Annotated in this window: 17 protein-coding genes; 8 read left to right on the forward strand and 9 right to left on the reverse strand. The window is 51.6% G+C overall.

The annotated features are described in order from the left end of the window. Positions 1-265, forward strand: a 265-nt coding sequence (locus ACO6VE_RS18030; RefSeq protein ID WP_422462689.1) for a hypothetical protein, incomplete at its 5' end; no start/stop codon positions are given. A gap of 108 nt (positions 266-373) precedes the next feature. Here ACO6VE_RS18030 and tnpA read toward each other — a convergent pair. After that, complete coding sequence (gene tnpA, locus ACO6VE_RS18035; protein ID WP_422449774.1) at positions 374-700, reverse strand: IS66 family insertion sequence element accessory protein TnpA; 327 nt, start codon at positions 698-700, stop codon at positions 374-376. Positions 701-1,066: 366 nt separating this feature from the next. Here tnpA and ACO6VE_RS18040 point away from each other — a divergent pair, with 366 nt between their 5' ends. Together ACO6VE_RS18040 and ACO6VE_RS18045 are read left to right on the forward strand one after the other, a co-directional pair. Then, on the forward strand, positions 1,067-2,116 hold the full coding sequence (locus ACO6VE_RS18040; RefSeq protein ID WP_422449773.1) for a hypothetical protein: 1,050 nt from the start codon (positions 1,067-1,069) through the stop codon (positions 2,114-2,116). 80 nt (positions 2,117-2,196) lie between these two features. Further along, positions 2,197-3,204, forward strand: coding sequence for a hypothetical protein (locus ACO6VE_RS18045; protein WP_422449772.1), 1,008 nt, complete (start codon positions 2,197-2,199; stop codon positions 3,202-3,204). A gap of 216 nt (positions 3,205-3,420) precedes the next feature. Here ACO6VE_RS18045 and rsgA read toward each other — a convergent pair whose 3' ends face one another. Next, a complete protein-coding gene (gene rsgA / locus ACO6VE_RS18050; RefSeq protein WP_422462691.1) occupies positions 3,421-4,458 on the reverse strand; it encodes a small ribosomal subunit biogenesis GTPase RsgA in 1,038 nt (345 codons plus the stop codon). Positions 4,459-4,718: 260 nt separating this feature from the next. Between rsgA and orn the strand changes: the two genes are divergently transcribed. Next, positions 4,719-5,264, forward strand: coding sequence for an oligoribonuclease (orn, locus tag ACO6VE_RS18055; protein WP_422462693.1), 546 nt, complete (start codon positions 4,719-4,721; stop codon positions 5,262-5,264). A 20-nt stretch (positions 5,265-5,284) separates the two neighbouring features. Here orn and ACO6VE_RS18060 read toward each other — a convergent pair whose 3' ends face one another. From ACO6VE_RS18060 to alc, 6 genes are all read right to left on the reverse strand, one after another. Further along, on the reverse strand, positions 5,285-6,508 hold the full coding sequence (locus ACO6VE_RS18060; protein WP_422462695.1) for a urate hydroxylase PuuD: 1,224 nt from the start codon (positions 6,506-6,508) through the stop codon (positions 5,285-5,287). An 80-nt stretch (positions 6,509-6,588) separates the two neighbouring features. After that, positions 6,589-7,884: a guanine deaminase gene (gene guaD / locus ACO6VE_RS18065; RefSeq protein ID WP_422462738.1), complete on the reverse strand. Its 1,296-nt coding sequence runs from the start codon at positions 7,882-7,884 to the stop codon at positions 6,589-6,591. Beyond that, on the reverse strand, positions 7,884-8,399 hold the full coding sequence (locus tag ACO6VE_RS18070) for an ureidoglycolate lyase (protein WP_422462697.1): 516 nt from the start codon (positions 8,397-8,399) through the stop codon (positions 7,884-7,886). Before ACO6VE_RS18070 ends, guaD begins: the two co-directional genes overlap by 1 nt. Positions 8,400-8,441: 42 nt before the next feature. After that, entirely contained in the window at positions 8,442-8,780 is a 339-nt protein-coding gene (gene uraH, locus ACO6VE_RS18075; protein WP_422462699.1) for a hydroxyisourate hydrolase, read from the reverse strand. After that, on the reverse strand, positions 8,777-9,295 hold the full coding sequence (uraD, locus tag ACO6VE_RS18080) for a 2-oxo-4-hydroxy-4-carboxy-5-ureidoimidazoline decarboxylase (RefSeq protein ID WP_422462701.1): 519 nt from the start codon (positions 9,293-9,295) through the stop codon (positions 8,777-8,779). Before uraD ends, uraH begins: the two co-directional genes overlap by 4 nt. Positions 9,296-9,298: 3 nt before the next feature. Beyond that, positions 9,299-10,345, reverse strand: coding sequence for an allantoicase (alc, locus tag ACO6VE_RS18085; RefSeq protein ID WP_422462703.1), 1,047 nt, complete (start codon positions 10,343-10,345; stop codon positions 9,299-9,301). Positions 10,346-10,517: 172 nt separating this feature from the next. Between alc and puuE the strand changes: the two genes are divergently transcribed. Beyond that, a complete protein-coding gene (gene puuE, locus ACO6VE_RS18090; protein WP_422462705.1) occupies positions 10,518-11,450 on the forward strand; it encodes an allantoinase PuuE in 933 nt (310 codons plus the stop codon). A 32-nt stretch (positions 11,451-11,482) separates the two neighbouring features. Then, on the forward strand, positions 11,483-12,559 hold the full coding sequence (locus ACO6VE_RS18095) for a patatin-like phospholipase family protein (protein WP_422462707.1): 1,077 nt from the start codon (positions 11,483-11,485) through the stop codon (positions 12,557-12,559). Between the two features lie 12 nt (positions 12,560-12,571). On the opposite strand, the gene ACO6VE_RS18100 is transcribed toward ACO6VE_RS18095, so the two are convergent. After that, positions 12,572-13,255: an arylesterase gene (locus ACO6VE_RS18100; protein ID WP_422462709.1), complete on the reverse strand. Its 684-nt coding sequence runs from the start codon at positions 13,253-13,255 to the stop codon at positions 12,572-12,574. On the opposite strand from ACO6VE_RS18100, the gene ACO6VE_RS18105 reads away from it, so the two are divergent. After that, a complete protein-coding gene (locus ACO6VE_RS18105; protein WP_269675975.1) occupies positions 13,254-14,006 on the forward strand; it encodes an ABC transporter ATP-binding protein in 753 nt (250 codons plus the stop codon). The genes ACO6VE_RS18100 and ACO6VE_RS18105 overlap by 2 nt on opposite strands. Beyond that, complete coding sequence (locus tag ACO6VE_RS18110) at positions 14,003-16,549, forward strand: ABC transporter permease (protein WP_422462712.1); 2,547 nt, start codon at positions 14,003-14,005, stop codon at positions 16,547-16,549. Before ACO6VE_RS18105 ends, ACO6VE_RS18110 begins: the two co-directional genes overlap by 4 nt. The last annotated feature ends 1 nt before the right edge of the window (position 16,550 follow it).

Below are 16,550 nucleotides of genomic sequence, written 5' to 3' on the forward strand. Positions count from 1 at the left end.
TGGTTCAGGCATGACCTGCACCATCGCTGAGGTATGTTCATTGCCAGTTAATAGCCTGTTGTCGCTGACTGTTGGCAGGTTTCTTGATAGGAAACTGATCACTCCCGGAAGCCTGGAAGCTGCCTCAGCAGGCATGGCCGGTTCGGTCTCCATTGGCTCCGGATTAGCAGGTAGCGAAGTTGCAGAACACACAATACTCTTGCTGTTGTCAGTAACACGCCTGCGCTTTATGGATGGGATGGGCCCGGATTCAGATTGCATTTGATGCGGTGGAAATGTTCCAGTGCCCGTTGTTGTCTGTTCCACCTGGTAACCTGACATGGATCGCTTTCTTCCTTGTTTTCGACTGTTTGCTGGCCGGTGCCTTCCGGCTTCAGTGGATGTTAACGGGGATGCCGTGTCTGCGGTTACTGAGGAGGAAGATGACTGCATGGTTTCTTCGGGGATTACCTGTTTCCAGTTGGAGAATCGTCTGGGGATGACAACAATAGAACGTAAACGCTAATTTAACCAGCGTATAGTCAACCCCGCCGGATCGGCTTATTCTTGAGATGCCTTCACACAGCTTCTTTTTCCAATAACCAGGCTGTGATGTTCTGACGCCGTTTTGTCGGCACCAGGCTTTTTGGCTAAGCCCGGAGTCATGCCAGGCTTCGATCCGTTGCAGCCATTGTTCTTTAGTGGTTTCTGGGGTGGTCATCGGAGCCTCCATGTAGTCAGAGGCTTTATGATCCACGATCAAATCTCAGCGGGGTAGGACGTGGGTTATTTTGGCGGTTACGTTGCTAGTAATTGACACATGATTTCTTCACAAACCGAATTAAATCGATTTGACTGTTAATCAAATAATTAGTTACATCCATAGCCATGGCTAAGTTTCTGACGAGTATATTTTCTTTCACAAATATCAACGTACTGATCAAATTTTCTCTGTGCAATTCGGCAGGCAGAGCAGATTCTGGCTATAGTGGACGCTGATCATGAGCATCACACTCCGAACCGGTGATTTCCATGACTTGTCCGGGGCCATTTGCATTGCAACATTGATTTTGGATGATCGGGAAACATGAACGCAGTAGCCAGCGCCCAAAAACTGCCGCTGATGGGCAGTGCCTGTGGTCCAGTTACGGATATTTACAGCAACAAAGTGTTGTGGGGCGGATACCACATTTGCAATGTGGAGGCTTTTCCGGAAGAAAATAAAGAGTATCTCTATTCATTACCGAGGAGTATTTGCTTTGATTGTCAGGGATTGGCGCGCAACGCAGTACAAACAGCTTGCGTCTCCCTTCTGTGTGAAGACTGCAGCGAATACCGAACCCTGACAACCCCACCAGGTCGTTTATGTCATATATGCACATCTAATGGAAAACCTGCCACGCAGGAACACATAGATGCTTGCAACGTGATCGAAGCTTTTCCATTCAAAAGACGTGCGATCGACAAATTTTACCTCAAGTGTCCATTCACCAATTGTCAGTGGCAAGGTACGGTGGCTGAACTTTACGGCATTCATGAAAGTGAACATCTGATGAATGCTTCCCCTGTCTCTCCACTTAAACATCTGTGCAGGTCGGCCATTCAACGCCGCTTTGGTCATAATACTATTCTGTTAAGCGAATGCTGCACTGTCTTGCGCTTACCTCAGGGGTTACAACAGTATCTGGCTAATGCGCCACCGGGTTACACGCCCAGCAACCGCTCAGCCAAAGCCTATGTAGAAAAGTACTTTGTGACATCCCCTGGTTTGCTGGTTTGCCTGTTGCTCAATAATATGGACCGGGTGATGGCTACGTGGTCTACGGTCGTGGAGGATCCCTCTGATGCCGACAAAAAAAGAGCTGTAAAGCGCTTTGTCCGCGAGCAGGCATTGGACCGCAAAGCGTTCTATATACAGTTTTACTACCACCCGAAAAAATGGAATCCCGCTTGTGAAGGTAATGACACCGTAGCTGAATCCTTGCGATGGAATTGTGTGCATTGGGACGCTTGCGACGATTTGGCGCATATTGATGGTGTGACACTTTGGAGAGTTTTCATGAAACCACTGATACTCCGCGGTAGCTTTCCCAGGGAAAGCTGTGCCAGGCGCGAACGGGCCCGCCCTGTAGTTTGAGAGTGTCGTATTTGTGCAGGGCAACCGGGAAGCCAGATGACCAATTCTCAGGACTGGCGAAGCCAGGGTTTGGAGCACCTATGAACATGAACCCAGCAGTCAGCCGCCCGATACTGCCACTGATGGGCAGTGCCCATGGCGGCGTTGTAGATAGCGACAGTAACAGAGTGTTGTGGGGTGGATACGCTGTCAGCAATGCTCAGTGGCTGCCGGAAAACAGCGAGCGCATTCGGTTTCCAGAGGATCGCGTTTGCGTTGATTGTGGCGGAATACCACGAAGGTTAGTTCAGACAATGTGTGGCCGTTTGCTATGCAAGGACTGTAGCCATTACAGAACCCTGACACTACCAACAGATCGATTATGTCACCATTGCTCAGCTGAGAATAAGCCGGATACTCCAGAAAATATCAGTTATTGTAATTTGATTAACGTTGATAATTTCACGGGACGTCATATCAGCAAATTTTACCTCAGGTGTCCATTTGTTGGCTGTCAGTGGCAAGGTACCGTGGCTGAGCTTTATGGCCTGCACGAAGATGAACATCTGAAGGTTGGTTCCCTGAAACATCTGTGCAGGCGGGCCATTCAACAGCAACTCTCCCGAAAAAAAATTTTGTTAAGCGAATATGCGGCATTGCCTCTACCTCTGCCTCAGCAACTGAAACAGTATCTGGCCTTTACGCCGGCTTGCATTCCCAGCAATCAATCAGCCAAAGCGTACGTAGAAAGGCATTTTGGGACAACAGATACCGATGGTTTGCTGGCTTATTTATTTCTCAATCGCCAAGGGCGGGTGATTACTCTGGGGCATACGGTCATGAAAGACCCTTATGATAAACCCAAAACAGAAACCGTAAGGCGTTCTGTCATCAGGCAGGCCGTGAATCTCAACGCGAGCCTGGTGCAATTTTACTATCGCCAGGACAATTGGCATTCACAGTACAGAGGCACGGGTACCGTAATTGACAGCTTGAGGAAAGAACCATTTTTCCAGTGTGTTTTTGCATCGAAGCAGATTGGCTGTGCACAACTTTGGAAAGCTATTGTGCCACATGGCGAGGACCTTGTGGGCAGACCCGTGTCTTGAATGTGTTCAAAAAGAAAGAGCTGCCCCAGCTTATTTTTTAACGGCTTATTATTTGCCCACCCAACCTGCGTTCACTATTTTCTGACGACGGCTGCCGTTGGTGCTGAAGCTGTCGAAGAGCGGAAACTCAGGACTCTGATAGATCGTACCAAGCACCCTTCGACTCCGCTCAGGGTGAACGGAGATTGTACACATCAAACTCATTGAGACCATGTATCAGGCTTTTTCCAGAGAATTCAGAATACTCTGGTAGCTGTCCATTCTTTCCTGAAGAATATCGCCATTCTGAAGGGCCTGGCGAATAGCACAACCCGGCTCCTGTTCATGACTGCAATCCCTGAACTTGCAGTGCCCGATAAAGGGACGAAACTCCTTAAAGCCGTGCAACACGTCTTCCGGTTCCATGTGCCAAAGTCCGAATTCACGAATCCCCGGGGAGTCAATCAGCATACCACCGGCCGGGAAGTGGAATAGCCTGGCTGCCGTGGTGGTATGGGTGCCTTTGCCGGTGCTTTCGGACAGCGGGCCGACCTTGGTATCAACGCCGGGCAGCAGTGTATTGACCAGGGAAGACTTTCCGACACCGCTTTGGCCGACGAAAACACTGGTGTGTTCATTCAGCAGGCTCTTGAGTTCATTGAGCCCGTCTTCCGTCCGGGTGGAGGCTTTAAGTACGCGATAGCCAATACGCTCATAGTTAATCAGCATATCGTCAAGCTCTTTACTGGCAGATGGACAACTCGCTCCACCTGCCAGCAAATCGGTTTTATTGAGCAGGATGACCGGCTCAATACCCACGGTTTCCGCAGCCACCAGATAACGGTCAATCAGGTTTGAGTGGGGAACAGGCACCGGGGCGATGACCAGAACAATGTAGTCAATATTGGCAGCTACCGGCTTTAGCTGTCCTCGCATATCCGGTCTGGATAACAGGCTGTCACGGTCCTCAAGTGCCACTACCACACCCATGCCGCCTTTGCTGGAAGCTCTCCAGACGATACGGTCACCGGTCACCAGTGGTGGCAGATTGGCCCTCAGGTGGCAGCGATAGGTCTCACCGGGTTTGCCAATGGGTTCGATATCCAGCTGTGCGCCATAGTGGGCAATAATCAGCCCGGGTTGCTCTGGCCCCAGGGAGTCATCCTGAAGTTCCAGGGTAATCTTATCCTCACGCTTTTGGGCGCGGGCTTTGCGTTCTTCCTGAATTTTCTCAATGCGCCAGCTTTGTCTGCGCGTTAGTTTGCGCTTACTCATGATGTGCGGGAGAGAGTCTGAATTGTAAGGTTGGAAAGTATCATAAATTTGTGTTGAGCTGATTTCGCTGCAATTATGAATGAAGTAGACTTATTATGTCAGCTGATTCGTTATCTGCCCTTAAATTGATCCATCTTTTTTCAGCGACAGGACAGGCAACTAAAGCTCTCTATAATCTATTGAATCAGTTGGTTTTTTCCTGACTTACAGGTAATTATCAAACCGTTCAGACTTTCTAAACTTTGACGACCGGGTGTTGGATGGCTAAATCGGATAATCTCGTATGGATCGACCTGGAAATGACGGGCCTGGATCCAGTCAATGACCGGATTCTTGAGATCGCGACAATTGTTACCGATGGCCAGTTGAACATTCTGGAGGAAGGTCCGGTTCTCGCGGTTCACCAGAGTGACGACGTTCTGGGTGCCATGAATGAATGGTGTGTTAACACCCATGGAGCCACAGGCCTGACGGATCGAGTCAAAGCCAGCACCATCAGTGAAAAGCAGGCTGAGCAGATGACGCTGGATTTTCTCCGCCAACACGCTGACCAGGGCGTTTCGCCAATGTGCGGTAATAGCATCGGTCAGGACCGCCGTTTCCTCTGGCAATATATGCCAGAGCTGCACGACTACTTTCACTATCGGAATATTGATGTCAGCACCCTGAAAGAGCTGGCCCGTCGCTGGCAGCCGGAATTACTGGAGCAGTTTTCCAAGAAGGGTGTTCACCTTGCGCTGGAAGATATCCGTGAGTCTATTGATGAACTTCGGTTTTATCGCCAGCACTTTATCAAAAATTTTTAGCTTTTGTACCAACCTGCACGTTACTGAACACTCTGTTCAGACTTCACTTGTTGATACCACAGGCCAAGTAAATTGCGCTCTTCATCGGTCATGCCCGTGCGATTAGCCAATGGCATAATCTGAGTCTGTACGGTCTGGCTAAAAATCTTATCAGCCTTGTTGGCGATGGAATCATAGTCGTGGAAAACCAGACCACCGGGTGGTGACTGAAAAAGAGGATCTGTCGGTGTTGCCGAGTGACAGGTGCTGCAGCGGGCAGTAACCAGCTCAACAATATCGCTCTGCTCCACCGCCGCTTGCTCTGCCATCGGTGCCTGCTGTGCAGCCATTTGTGGTCGGATAATAAAGGCCAGAGTCAACATCAACACCGCCGCTGCAGGCCATAGCCAGGTTAAAATGGCACCCTGATTGCGTCGGTTAAAGAAATGACGAACCAGCACTGAAGCCGCAGCCAGAACCGCCAGAATTGCCCAGTTCCACTGGCTGCCAAAGGTCATGGCATAGTGACCACTGATCATGATAAACAACAACGGCAGTGTAAAGTAGTTGTTGTGGCGAGAGCGCAGCAAGGCATGCCTGGCACTCTTTCCAAGACCAGAAGGATCAAAGCTGCTATCCCCCTGTTCAGCGGCAGCAACCAGTTTTCTCTGGGAAGGGATAATCACCCTGAACACATTTCCCACCATCAGGGTGCCAATCAGCGCACCGACGTGAATATAGGCGGCACGGCCACTGAACAGTTGTGCGTAGCCCCAGGCAGCAAACACCACCAGCGAGAACAGCACCACGCTAAACAGCGTTTCCTGTTTGAACAGCGGGGATTTGCACAACAGGTCATAGACCAGCCAGGCGGTCAGCAGGCTGACGATACTGATGGCAATGGCCTGAATGGGCGACAGCGCAGACTGCGGTGCCAGTAGATAACTCTCTGCCCCCCAGTAATAAATAATGGCCAGTAAACCCATGCCGCTCAGCCAGGTGACATAAGCCTCCCATTTAAACCAGTGCAGCGTTGTCGGCAGTTTTTCCGGGGCAAGATGATATTTATTCACTTCATAAATACCGCCGCCGTGCAGAGCCCACAACTCACCTTTGATGCCTTTTTTCTGCTTGTTTGCTGGCGCAGCTTCCAACCGTCCTTCCAGCCAGTTGAAATAAAAGGATGCGCCAATCCAGGCGACACCGGCCGTCACATGCAGCCAGCGAAACAGCAGGTTTAACCACTCTTGTAGATAGGATTCCATGGTTCAATACTCATTTTATTATTGAAAATGCTGAGCGACGGTTGTTATAGACGTAATGGTGTCGTCAGCACTTCCGGCTTTCAGGCTTCCTGACCCATGATGATGGTTTTTTCAATGACCCGGTCATCGCCCATCACCATCAACACGCCAAGCAACTCTTCCAGTGTTTTGGTTTTTTCCGTTCTGAATTGAAGCATTGGGGTAGCCGCCGGATTGAGCACCAGAAAATCCGCTTCATTGCCTGTGCGGAAGCTACCGATCTTGTCGTCAAGATGAAGTGCCCTGGCACCTCCCAATGTGGCCAGGTAAAAAGCTTGAAGCGGCGAGATGGTTTCCTCCCGCAACTGAGATACCTGATAAGCGTCTTTCATGGTATTGAGCAGGCAGAGACTGGTTCCCCCACCCACATCGGTGCCAAGACCGGTGGGGATGCCATGGGCCTTTGCCCGGTTCAGATTAAACAGCCCGCTACCGAGAAACAGGTTGGAGCCCGGGCAAAAGGCGATGGATGAGCCGGAACTGCCCATTCGCTGCCAACTGTGGTCACACAGGTGGACTGAGTGGGCAAATACGGACCGGGGGCCCAGCAAACCATGCTGATCGTACACATCCACGTAGTGTTTGCTGTCCGGGAACAGTTCCTGAACCCAGTCAATCTCTTTCGGGTTTTCCGAGAGGTGGGTGTGCAGATAAAGACCATCGTGTTCCCGCAATAACCGGCCAGCCATGTGCAACTGTTCCGATGATGAGGTAGGGGCAAAACGCGGGGTTACTGCATACGACAATCTCCCTTTGTTATGCCATTGGTTGATCAATGCTTTACTGTCTTCGTAGCTGCTTTGAGGAGTATCAAGCAGATAGTCAGGGGCATTACGATCCATCATCACCTTGCCTGCGATCATACGCAGATTTCGTTGATGGGCTTGTTGAAAGAAGGCATCAACGGACTGAGGTGCCACGGTACCAAACACCAGGGCTGTGGTGGTTCCATGGCTGAGGCATTGATCCAGAAAGAACTGTGCAATCTCACTGGCATATTGCTCATCAGCAAACTTCTGCTCTGCCGGAAAGGTGTACTGGTTGAGCCAGTCCAGTAACTGGACACCGCAGCCTGCCAGTACTTCAAGCTGTGGATAATGTACGTGGGTATCGATAAAACCCGGAACCAGAAGGCGACCGGTGAGGTCTTTTATTTCTGTTCCGGCGGGCAGATTCTTAAAGACCTGATCGGAGGGACCGCATCGGGTTATCAGACCATCTTCAACCAGAAGGGCACCGTCTTCGAAAAACTCCCACGCGTCCTCTGAACCCTGTTGTTTTGCCGGATCCTCCAGAAAGTGCAGGACAGAGGCTCGCCAAACTACCGATTGACTCATCATGGCACCTCCACAATATACGGCGCAGACATCAGGACCTCATCACAGTTATCACCAGGTCCCTTACGATCGATCACCAGATACTCTTCTCCGCCATCAACGGACAGTAAAGGGTGATGCCAGACACCGGGGTGGTAGGTAACTCCCTGTTTACCGTTGGTCAGAAAGCAGCGAATGGATGACCAGTCGGGCGTCGCACCGTCGCTGGAGCCAGGGGCCACCACCACCAGAAAGCGCTGGCCTGCCAGGGGCATAAATGTCTGGCTACCCAGCGGGTGTCGTTCTAACAGGTCCAGTTGATAAGTGTGATTAATCGGGGCTGTTTTATAAATATGCATTGTCGTGTAACCCTGATCATCCGTGGTGACGGATGTCAGGTCGCTGTATTTCTGACAGCGACCCTGATTGATCACCAACGGTGTATCCCGGGTTTCGAGTACATCACCAAAAGGTTCAAAGGCTTCACGGGTCAGTATTTCCACCTTCAGCGTCTGGGCTGGTATTTCTTTATCCATAAGCCTTGTTCTCGTTTTTATTATTCGAATCAACTGCTGGTGTTAACTGCCCCGATAGGTTGAGTAACCATAGGGTGATAACAGCAGTGGAACATGGTGATGACGGTCATCACTGACTTCAAACGTCACCACAACTTCCGGGTAAAAGCACTGGACTTTATGCTTCTGGAAATAATCCTTAATGGCGAAATGCAGCTGATACACTCCTTTGGGAAGATTCAGGTCATCTGTCGCCAGGTTTGGAATGCGGCCATCATTGTTGGTGATGCCACTGCCCACTGGCTGCCAGCCATCACCTTCCTGTTTTGACAGGGAGACAGGGACTCCTTCTGCCGGTAAGCCGCTACCGGTATCCAGAATATGGGTGCTGATGCCGGTCATGCCATTTGCCTCCATTCAATCAGTTTGTTCAGACGTAGCCGGGTTATCTTATGTTGCTCGGCAGCGGCAATCGTCAGTTCATGTTCCGGCTGGTTATTCAGCCGGTCATTCAGCAGAGACAGCATCTGATCTGCTGACTTCCCGGTGGCGCAGACAATGAAGATATAGCCAAAGCGGGTTTCGTAAGCGGTGTTACCGTCTGCTAATGCCTTGAGTGTTTCGTCACTGGCAGTGGCTGCGCCTGATTGCTCATGACCGGCCATATCACGGGTATTGGCGTATTTTGCTTTCAGGCTGTTTACGTCGCCAATCTTCGGGTGGCCTGCAAAAGCCTGTAGATAGTCTTTTTCTCCACAGGCGGACCAACTGGTGTCCGCTGTGGATAAAAGCTCATCTTTACTGGAGTACGGTCGGTTATTGGCCATGGATTCCAGCCAATGTTCACTGGTACAGCATTGGCGGAAAAAATGCCGGGCGCTATCCATATCCAGACTGTTCAGCTCATCCAGTGTCATGAACTACTCCCCCTCAACGTCGCTCTCAAAACCGCTCTCATAACCAAGAACGCGAAACCTTGATACCCCCCCATCAGGAAATATATTCAGACGCACATGGGTGTATGGTTGTTCCGTGTTCTGCAACTCATTCAAGAACCGATGGTTGCGATGAGCATGCAGTTTCTGTTCCGGAAGAATGGTATGCCATTGCACAGGATCCGTTGCATCTTCAGGGTTATCCCCGGCAAAGGTACAGGCCTCCAGGCTGCAACGGTCAGGGTAGTTACCCTTGAAGTGCAGGGTATCCACTTCTACGCGATGAATAGTGCCGGGCAGAGCCAGCTTGACCATCATCCAGTCATTGCCCCCCTGCCGCCGACGTCTGGTTTCCCAGCCATTATGCATATCAACACCACGCCCTGGCAGTAACAGGTTTTGCATAGGGCCAAAGAATGAGTCACTGCAGGCTACGGAGCGGCCACCGTTCATCAGTGCCGCCAGATCCAGGGGCTCACCCGGTAAGCGATGGCGCTGATCAAGATAAACCTTGCCATAAACCCGGAGACGGGCGACACCGCCATCGGGGTAAATTCGCAGACGAATATGGCTGGCTACTCTCGGAGACTGATCCAGAGTAATCAGGTTTCGGCAATCGGGCTTTACGTCCACCCGATCCGTCAGCGGTAGCCAGTTGCTCTGTTCGTTGGGATCGGCATCATCAAGCAGGTAGTCCAGCTGCACTGCGCCGGGGGCATTACCTTTAAAGTGACGTGTATCAATATCCAGCGCTTCGATTTCACCCACAGCAGCCAGGCGCACAATAACCCAGTCACAGCCATCAAAACCCGGTGCATCGCGACGGCGGCGTGACTCCCAGCCATCCATCCATTTGCCGTAGGCCGTATATTTTTCTGGCAGAAATACCGGGTCTTCAGCCAATAGCAGGTTATCTTTTTCGGCAAAGAAATCATCGCTGCAGTCGAGAACATCCCCACCCAGCGCACGGGCTGCCAGATCAATTCTTGTCTGCTGCCAGTGTGCGGCGAGATCATCAGAAGAGTTATTCATTAATGTGTTGAACCTGCTGTTATTATTTTTACGGTCTAAAGTGCCAACTTGTGTGAGCTTTGCGGCACTTTATCCTGATAGAATAGGTTTTATTATTTGACCATTTAGTCAATTTTTTGAGCATTTATGCCATAGAACCCATCAGGCAGGCAATAAAAAAATGGAGAGCCCAATGACGTTCGACCCTCTTTTAACGACAGATGACTACCCAAGAGACCTGGCTGGTTATGGCAAAACGACGCCTGATCCCCAGTGGCCGGGCAATAGCAGAATAGCGGTTCAGTTTGTTATCAATTACGAAGAAGGCGGCGAGAACTGTATTCTTCACGGTGATGAGGCATCGGAGGCATTTCTCTCGGAAATCATTGGTGCTCCGGCTCATAAGGGCATGCGTCATATCAGTATGGAGTCGATCTATGAGTACGGCTCAAGGGCCGGGTTCTGGCGACTTCACCGGCTGTTCTCACAGAGGCAGATACCGGTCACTGTGTACGGTGTTGCCATGGCCATGGCGCGTAATCCGCAAGCTGTCAGAGCCATGATGGAGTCCGGTTGGGAGATTGCCAGCCATGGTTATCGCTGGATTGACTATCAGTTTATGGACGTTGATGAAGAGCGTCGCCATATGCAGGAAGCGATTCGTCTGCACACCGAAGTAACCGGTAAGCGCCCAACCGGCTGGTATACCGGGCGTTGCAGTCCAAATACCGAGCAGCTGGTGGTGGCAGAGGGAGGGTTTTTATATCACGCCGATAGCTATGCCGATGACCTCCCCTACTGGGATACCCGGTTTGGTAAACCCCAGCTGGTGGTTCCCTATACGCTGGACTGCAATGATATGCGCTTTGCCACCACCCAGGGTTTTAACAGTGGCGATCAGTTCTTCAGTTATCTGAAAGACGCTTTTGATGTACTTTATGAAGAAGGTGCCACGGCTCCCAAAATGCTCTCAATAGGCCTTCATTGTCGTTTGGCTGGACGACCGGGGAGAGCGGCAGCCCTGACCCGTTTCCTGGATTATGTGCAATCCATGGAGCAGGTATGGCTATGTACACGGGAACAGATTGCCCAACACTGGCATACTCATCATCCTTATAATCGATAACACTGGTTGGTAATTTTCAGGGAGAGCGGTGTATGGACAGTCTGATTGATATTCAGGCCGGGGCAAAGGCATTGGACAGTATTCGTGCCAATGGTTTGCCCCAGGAGAGTGTCAAGGTCATGGTAGGCGCTTCTGGTGGTCCAAAGTGGTTTGTGCTCAGTGGCCTGGATAAAGCCCTGCTGGGCGAATACTTCCGCGACAGAACATCACCGCTGGATCTGATTGGCACGTCCGCCGGCAGCTGGCGTTTCAGCTGTTACTGCCAGAATGATCCTCTGGCTGCCCATGAGCGTTTTGAACAGGGCTATATTTATACCAGTTATTCCAGCAAGCCAGATGCTGCTGAAATAAGTCGTAAAGCCAGAGAGTTGGTAGAAACCATCGTTTCCTCCGATAGTGTTGGACAGATTCTTGATAATCCCGTTTTTCGTTTTAATCTGATTGCCGTGAGAAGCCATGGACTGACCGCTTCTGAGCGTAAACCGCTACAACTGGCCGGCCTGGGGCTTGCCGCTACGGGTAATTTGATTAATAGAAAATATTTGTCGTCCTTTTTTACCCGTACTCTTTTCTATCATCCAGCCTATGACACTTCAGATAAGCCTGCTTTTTACCATGCCGATGATCTTCCCACTGAGCATGTACGACTGACGGCAAATAATATGGTGGATGCCATTATGGCCTCTGGCTCCATTCCGGCGGTGATGCAGGGTGTAAAGAATATCTCTGGTGCGCCCGCAGGCTGCTATCGGGATGGCGGGCTTACCGATTACCACTTCGATATGCGCTTTCATCAGGGTGATGGTCTGGTGCTTTATCCACACTTTTATTCAAGGATGATTCCCGGCTGGTTTGATAAGGCCTTAAAGCATCGCAGGCCGTTGCCGCAGAATACCGACAATATGGTACTTGTCTCGCCATCACAGGCATTTGTTGACCGGCTTCCCTATGGAAAAATACCCGATCGCAATGATTTTGCCCGATTTACCTACGATGAACGGGTGCGCTACTGGCAGCGGGTGGTCAATGAGAGCAAGCGGCTGGGGGATGAATTTCTGGAACTGGTCGCGGGTAATAAAGTACGACAGGTGGTTAAGCCCCTGGTTTAACCACCTGAGGATTCACTGCTGCAACCGGGGTTGCAGCTCAGGCCATACATTGTTTAACAGGACTGGCTGAGCGGCTTCTGTCGGGTGAATTCCGTCCGGTTGATTGAGTGAATCATTGCCTGCAACGCCATCCAGGAAGAAGGGAATCACTGGTACGTCCCACTTTTTACCCAGCCCATGAAAAGTTTCTGTAAAACGTCGGGTATAGACCGGTCCATAGTTGGGTGGGATCTTCATTTCAAAGAGAATAATGTCAGAATTGTATTCCCGGGTCAGGGCGATCATCTGATCAAGGTTGGATTTGATGGTTTTCAGCGGCTTTCCCTGCAGACCATCGTTGGCACCCAGCTGCAGTAACACCAGGTCCGGGTCGGTCTGTGCCAGCGTTTTCCTGAATCGGCTCAGGCCTCCGGCGGTGGTTTCGCCACTGATACTGATATTGGCAATTTTCCAGGGGTACTGATGGCTGTCGATTTTTTCCTGAAGTAATTGCACCCAACCCCGATTGATATCCGTAAGACCGTAGGCAGCACTAAGACTGTCGCCATACACTAATAGTGTTTTTTCTGAAGCTGACAGATTGATGGCCGGAAGGGACATTAAAACAAGAGTAAACAGCCTTGAGCCAATAGAAAGCCTTGGGCTGATAAAAGGCTTTGAGCTGGTGAAAAGACGACGAAATAAGGATTTTCTCATGAATGATGCGCTCTCCGGTTCCCGCAACACTCTCACCTCTGAGACCGCCGCTGAAACCACTCCATCGATAGAATCTGATTCACTGGCGGTGACTGCCTCAGGCCTGGAAAAGACCGTGGTTGCCCGTGATAACCGACTCACCATCTTGTCCGGACTTGACCTTCAGATCAAGTCTGGTGAATCCGTTGCGATTGTAGGGACCTCCGGCTCAGGCAAGTCAACGCTGCTGGGTATTCTGGCAGGGCTGGATTTGCCCACGGCAGGCAGTGTCAGCCTGGCCGGAAAACGCATTGATCATCTGGATGAAGATCAGCGGGCAACGGTGCGCGGGCAGCATACCGGGTTTGTTTTTCAGTCATTCCAGTTGCTTGCCAACTTAACGGCACTGGAAAACGTTATGTTGCCCCTTGAGCTGGCGGGTGTGGATAACCCCGGTGAACGGGCCAGGAAACTGTTAACCCGTGTCGGTCTGGAGCACCGGCTGGAGCATTACCCGAAACAACTGTCCGGTGGTGAGCAGCAACGGGTCGCCATTGCCAGGGCATTTGCCGGGGAACCGGATATTCTCTTTGCCGATGAACCCACCGGCAATCTGGATGAGAAAACCGGTGAAAGCATTATTGAACTCCTGTTTGAAGTAAATCAGGCCAGCGGTACCACCATTATCCTGGTTACCCATGATATGGACCTTGCCAGACGGTGTCAGAGAATACTGAAATTGCACGGCGGTCGTCTGGAGGCGGTGGTATGACGGTGAACAGTTCCTCCGCAAGTCTTAAGCACAATAAGGTTATCCACAAGCCGAAAAGTACCGTCGGACTCGCCTGGCGTTTCCTGCTCAGGGACTGGCGCTCCGGCGAACTCTGGCTGCTGGTGGCGGCCCTGTTGATGGCGGTGGCGATCAGTACCGCCATTGCCCTGTTCAGTGATCGTCTGCAACTGGCTCTTGGACGACAGGTGGCAGAAGTACTGGGTGCGGATATGTTGATTCGCAGCCCGGGACCGGTGCAGCCAGAGATTCTCGAAGCAGCGAAAAAGCAGGATTTAAAGTTATCCACAGTGCTTGAATTTCCCTCGGTGGTGATGGCCGGGGATGAAATGCAGATGGTCTCTGCCAAGGCTGTGGAAAACAATTATCCACTGCGTGGACATATTCGTACGGCCGATCAGCCCTTTGCCCCGGACCAGATCGTCAATGACACTCCCAATCCGGGTGAAGCCTGGCTTGAGCCCAGGCTTTTTCCTTTACTGGGCGTGGCTATCGGCGATCAGGTGATGCTGGGGAATACCTGGCTGACCATTACCCGGGCAATCACCCTGGAAACCGATCGGGGAGGCGATTTTTACAGTTTTTCGCCCAGGCTGATGTTCAATATGGCGGACCTGGAAAGTACCGGCATTATCCAGCCGGGCAGCCGGGTCAGTTGGAAAACGCTGATGGCAGGTGAGCTTTCATCACTGGAACAATTCAAGGCATGGTCCAAAAGTCGTCTGGATACCAGTGAACAGTTGCTGATGGCCGACGACAGTCGACGTGATCTGCGCAACTCGGTGGTGCGGTTGAAGCAGTTTCTTGGCCTGGCCAGTATGGCCGCGATGCTGCTGGCTGGCGTTGCGGTGGCCATGGCCAGCCAGCGGTTTGCAGAGCGCCGTTTTGATAGTTGTGCGGTGATGCGTTGCCTGGGAGCCAGTCGCCAGCAGGTGCTGAGACTGTTGCTTGGGGAGCTGGCTTTTGTGGCGGTGCTGGTGGCGCTTCCCGGCGTATTGATTGGCTGGTTGCTTCAGGAAGGGATTGTCCAGTTGCTCAGGGGGGTATTGCCCGCCTGGCTGCCCGCAGCGGGCATCATGCCGATGGTGATTGGTGGGCTCACCGGGGTGATTACCCTGGTCGGCTTTGGGCTTGCGCCACTGTTACGGCTGCAGGACGTTTCGCCACTGAGGGTCTTAAGACGTGACCTGTCGCCTGCGCCTGCCGCTTCCTGGCTGGTATACGGTTTCTCGTTAATGGCGGTGTTTCTGCTGCTCTGGTATCACACCGGCGAGGTGGTGATGGCGCTGATTCTGGCCGTGGCTTCGGGGTCAGTGCTGATGATGATCTCCCTGGGCGTGCAATTGCTGCTTACTCATCTGGGCAATCGTCAGAGGCTTGCTGCCCTGCCGGTGTTCTGGCGTCCCGGGGTCAGCAGGATTATCCAGGGTAAAGGCAAGACCTCGGCCCAGCTTCTGGCATTTACCCTGACCTTTATGGCCATGGCGGTGGTGCTGCTACTGCGCACCGATCTGCTTGATCGCTGGCAGAATGAGTTGCCGGACGAGACACCCAACTACTTTGCCATGAATATCCAGCCGTCTGATGTTGACGCATACTCTGAGTTTCTGACCATTAATGATGTGGATACCAGTCAGCTCTATCCGATTATCCGTGGTCGTCTGGTTCGCATTAATGATGTGCCCGTCAGGGAGGCAGTAACCAAAGAGCAGGAGAACCATAACGCCCTGAACCGTGAATTGAACATGACCTGGTCAGAAACGTTGCCGGAAAGTAACCGGATTGAACAGGGCGAATGGTGGGAACCCGGCAGCAATGAAGGGCTTTCCATTGAGGCAGAAATTGCTGAAAACCTGGGTATTGATCTGGGTGACCGGCTGACGTTTATGGTGTCAGGCAATGAGTTTACCGAAACGGTGAGCAGTATTCGTTCGGTCCAGTGGGAGTCTTTCCGGCCTAATTTTTACATGATTTTTCCTGAGGCCGTTTTACAGAATCTGTCGGCTACCTGGTTGAACAGCTTCTATCTGGATGCAGAGGATAAACTGCTGCTCAATGGTTTGGTCACTCAGTTTCCCACCATGACCTTGCTGGACCTGGATGCTGTGATTAGCCAGGTTAAGAAGATGCTGGCGCAATCAACCATTGCTGTCGAAGCAATGCTGGCGGCACTGCTATTGGCAGGGTTGCTGGTGATGATGTCCGTGATTGAATCCAGCATTGATGAACGCCTGCACGAAGGCGCATTGATTCGCTCACTGGGAGGAACCCGTCGTCAGCTCTTGATCATGCAGATCGGCGAGTTTGTTCTGTTCGGTGTTCTGGCGGGTTTACTGGCAGCCTGCGGTACCGAGCTTGCCAGCTATTTGCTCAATACCCGGGTTTTCCAGTTGCGTTGGGAACCTGCCTGGTTTATCTGGTGTGCATTACCCCTGTTTGGTGCCGCTGTTCTGGGTATTGCCGGATGGTTGGGGATTCGCCGGGTCATCAGCCAGTCTCCTGCAAATATTTTGCAGGAGGTGTGAG

Source organism: Endozoicomonas sp. ALB115, assembly GCF_049310245.1.
GTDB lineage: Bacteria > Pseudomonadota > Gammaproteobacteria > Pseudomonadales > Endozoicomonadaceae > Endozoicomonas.

Excerpts from the sequence above, each read along its gene's own strand:
- guaD (WP_422462738.1), bottom strand. The coding sequence starts at position 7,884 with ATGAGTCAATCGGTAGTTTGGCGAGCCTCTGTCCTGCACTTTCTGGAG.
- ACO6VE_RS18045 (WP_422449772.1), top strand. The coding sequence starts at position 2,197 with ATGAACATGAACCCAGCAGTCAGCCGCCCGATACTGCCACTGATGGGC.
- alc (WP_422462703.1), bottom strand. The coding sequence starts at position 10,345 with ATGAATAACTCTTCTGATGATCTCGCCGCACACTGGCAGCAGACAAGA.
- tnpA (WP_422449774.1), bottom strand. The coding sequence starts at position 700 with ATGACCACCCCAGAAACCACTAAAGAACAATGGCTGCAACGGATCGAA.
- rsgA (WP_422462691.1), bottom strand. The coding sequence starts at position 4,458 with ATGAGTAAGCGCAAACTAACGCGCAGACAAAGCTGGCGCATTGAGAAA.
- ACO6VE_RS18095 (WP_422462707.1), top strand. The coding sequence starts at position 11,483 with ATGGACAGTCTGATTGATATTCAGGCCGGGGCAAAGGCATTGGACAGT.
- ACO6VE_RS18070 (WP_422462697.1), bottom strand. The coding sequence starts at position 8,399 with ATGGATAAAGAAATACCAGCCCAGACGCTGAAGGTGGAAATACTGACC.
- orn (WP_422462693.1), top strand. The coding sequence starts at position 4,719 with ATGGCTAAATCGGATAATCTCGTATGGATCGACCTGGAAATGACGGGC.
- ACO6VE_RS18060 (WP_422462695.1), bottom strand. The coding sequence starts at position 6,508 with ATGGAATCCTATCTACAAGAGTGGTTAAACCTGCTGTTTCGCTGGCTG.
- ACO6VE_RS18110 (WP_422462712.1), top strand. The coding sequence starts at position 14,003 with ATGACGGTGAACAGTTCCTCCGCAAGTCTTAAGCACAATAAGGTTATC.
- ACO6VE_RS18040 (WP_422449773.1), top strand. The coding sequence starts at position 1,067 with ATGAACGCAGTAGCCAGCGCCCAAAAACTGCCGCTGATGGGCAGTGCC.
- uraH (WP_422462699.1), bottom strand. The coding sequence starts at position 8,780 with ATGACCGGCATCAGCACCCATATTCTGGATACCGGTAGCGGCTTACCG.
- puuE (WP_422462705.1), top strand. The coding sequence starts at position 10,518 with ATGACGTTCGACCCTCTTTTAACGACAGATGACTACCCAAGAGACCTG.
- uraD (WP_422462701.1), bottom strand. The coding sequence starts at position 9,295 with ATGACACTGGATGAGCTGAACAGTCTGGATATGGATAGCGCCCGGCAT.
- ACO6VE_RS18105 (WP_269675975.1), top strand. The coding sequence starts at position 13,254 with ATGAATGATGCGCTCTCCGGTTCCCGCAACACTCTCACCTCTGAGACC.
- ACO6VE_RS18100 (WP_422462709.1), bottom strand. The coding sequence starts at position 13,255 with ATGAGAAAATCCTTATTTCGTCGTCTTTTCACCAGCTCAAAGCCTTTT.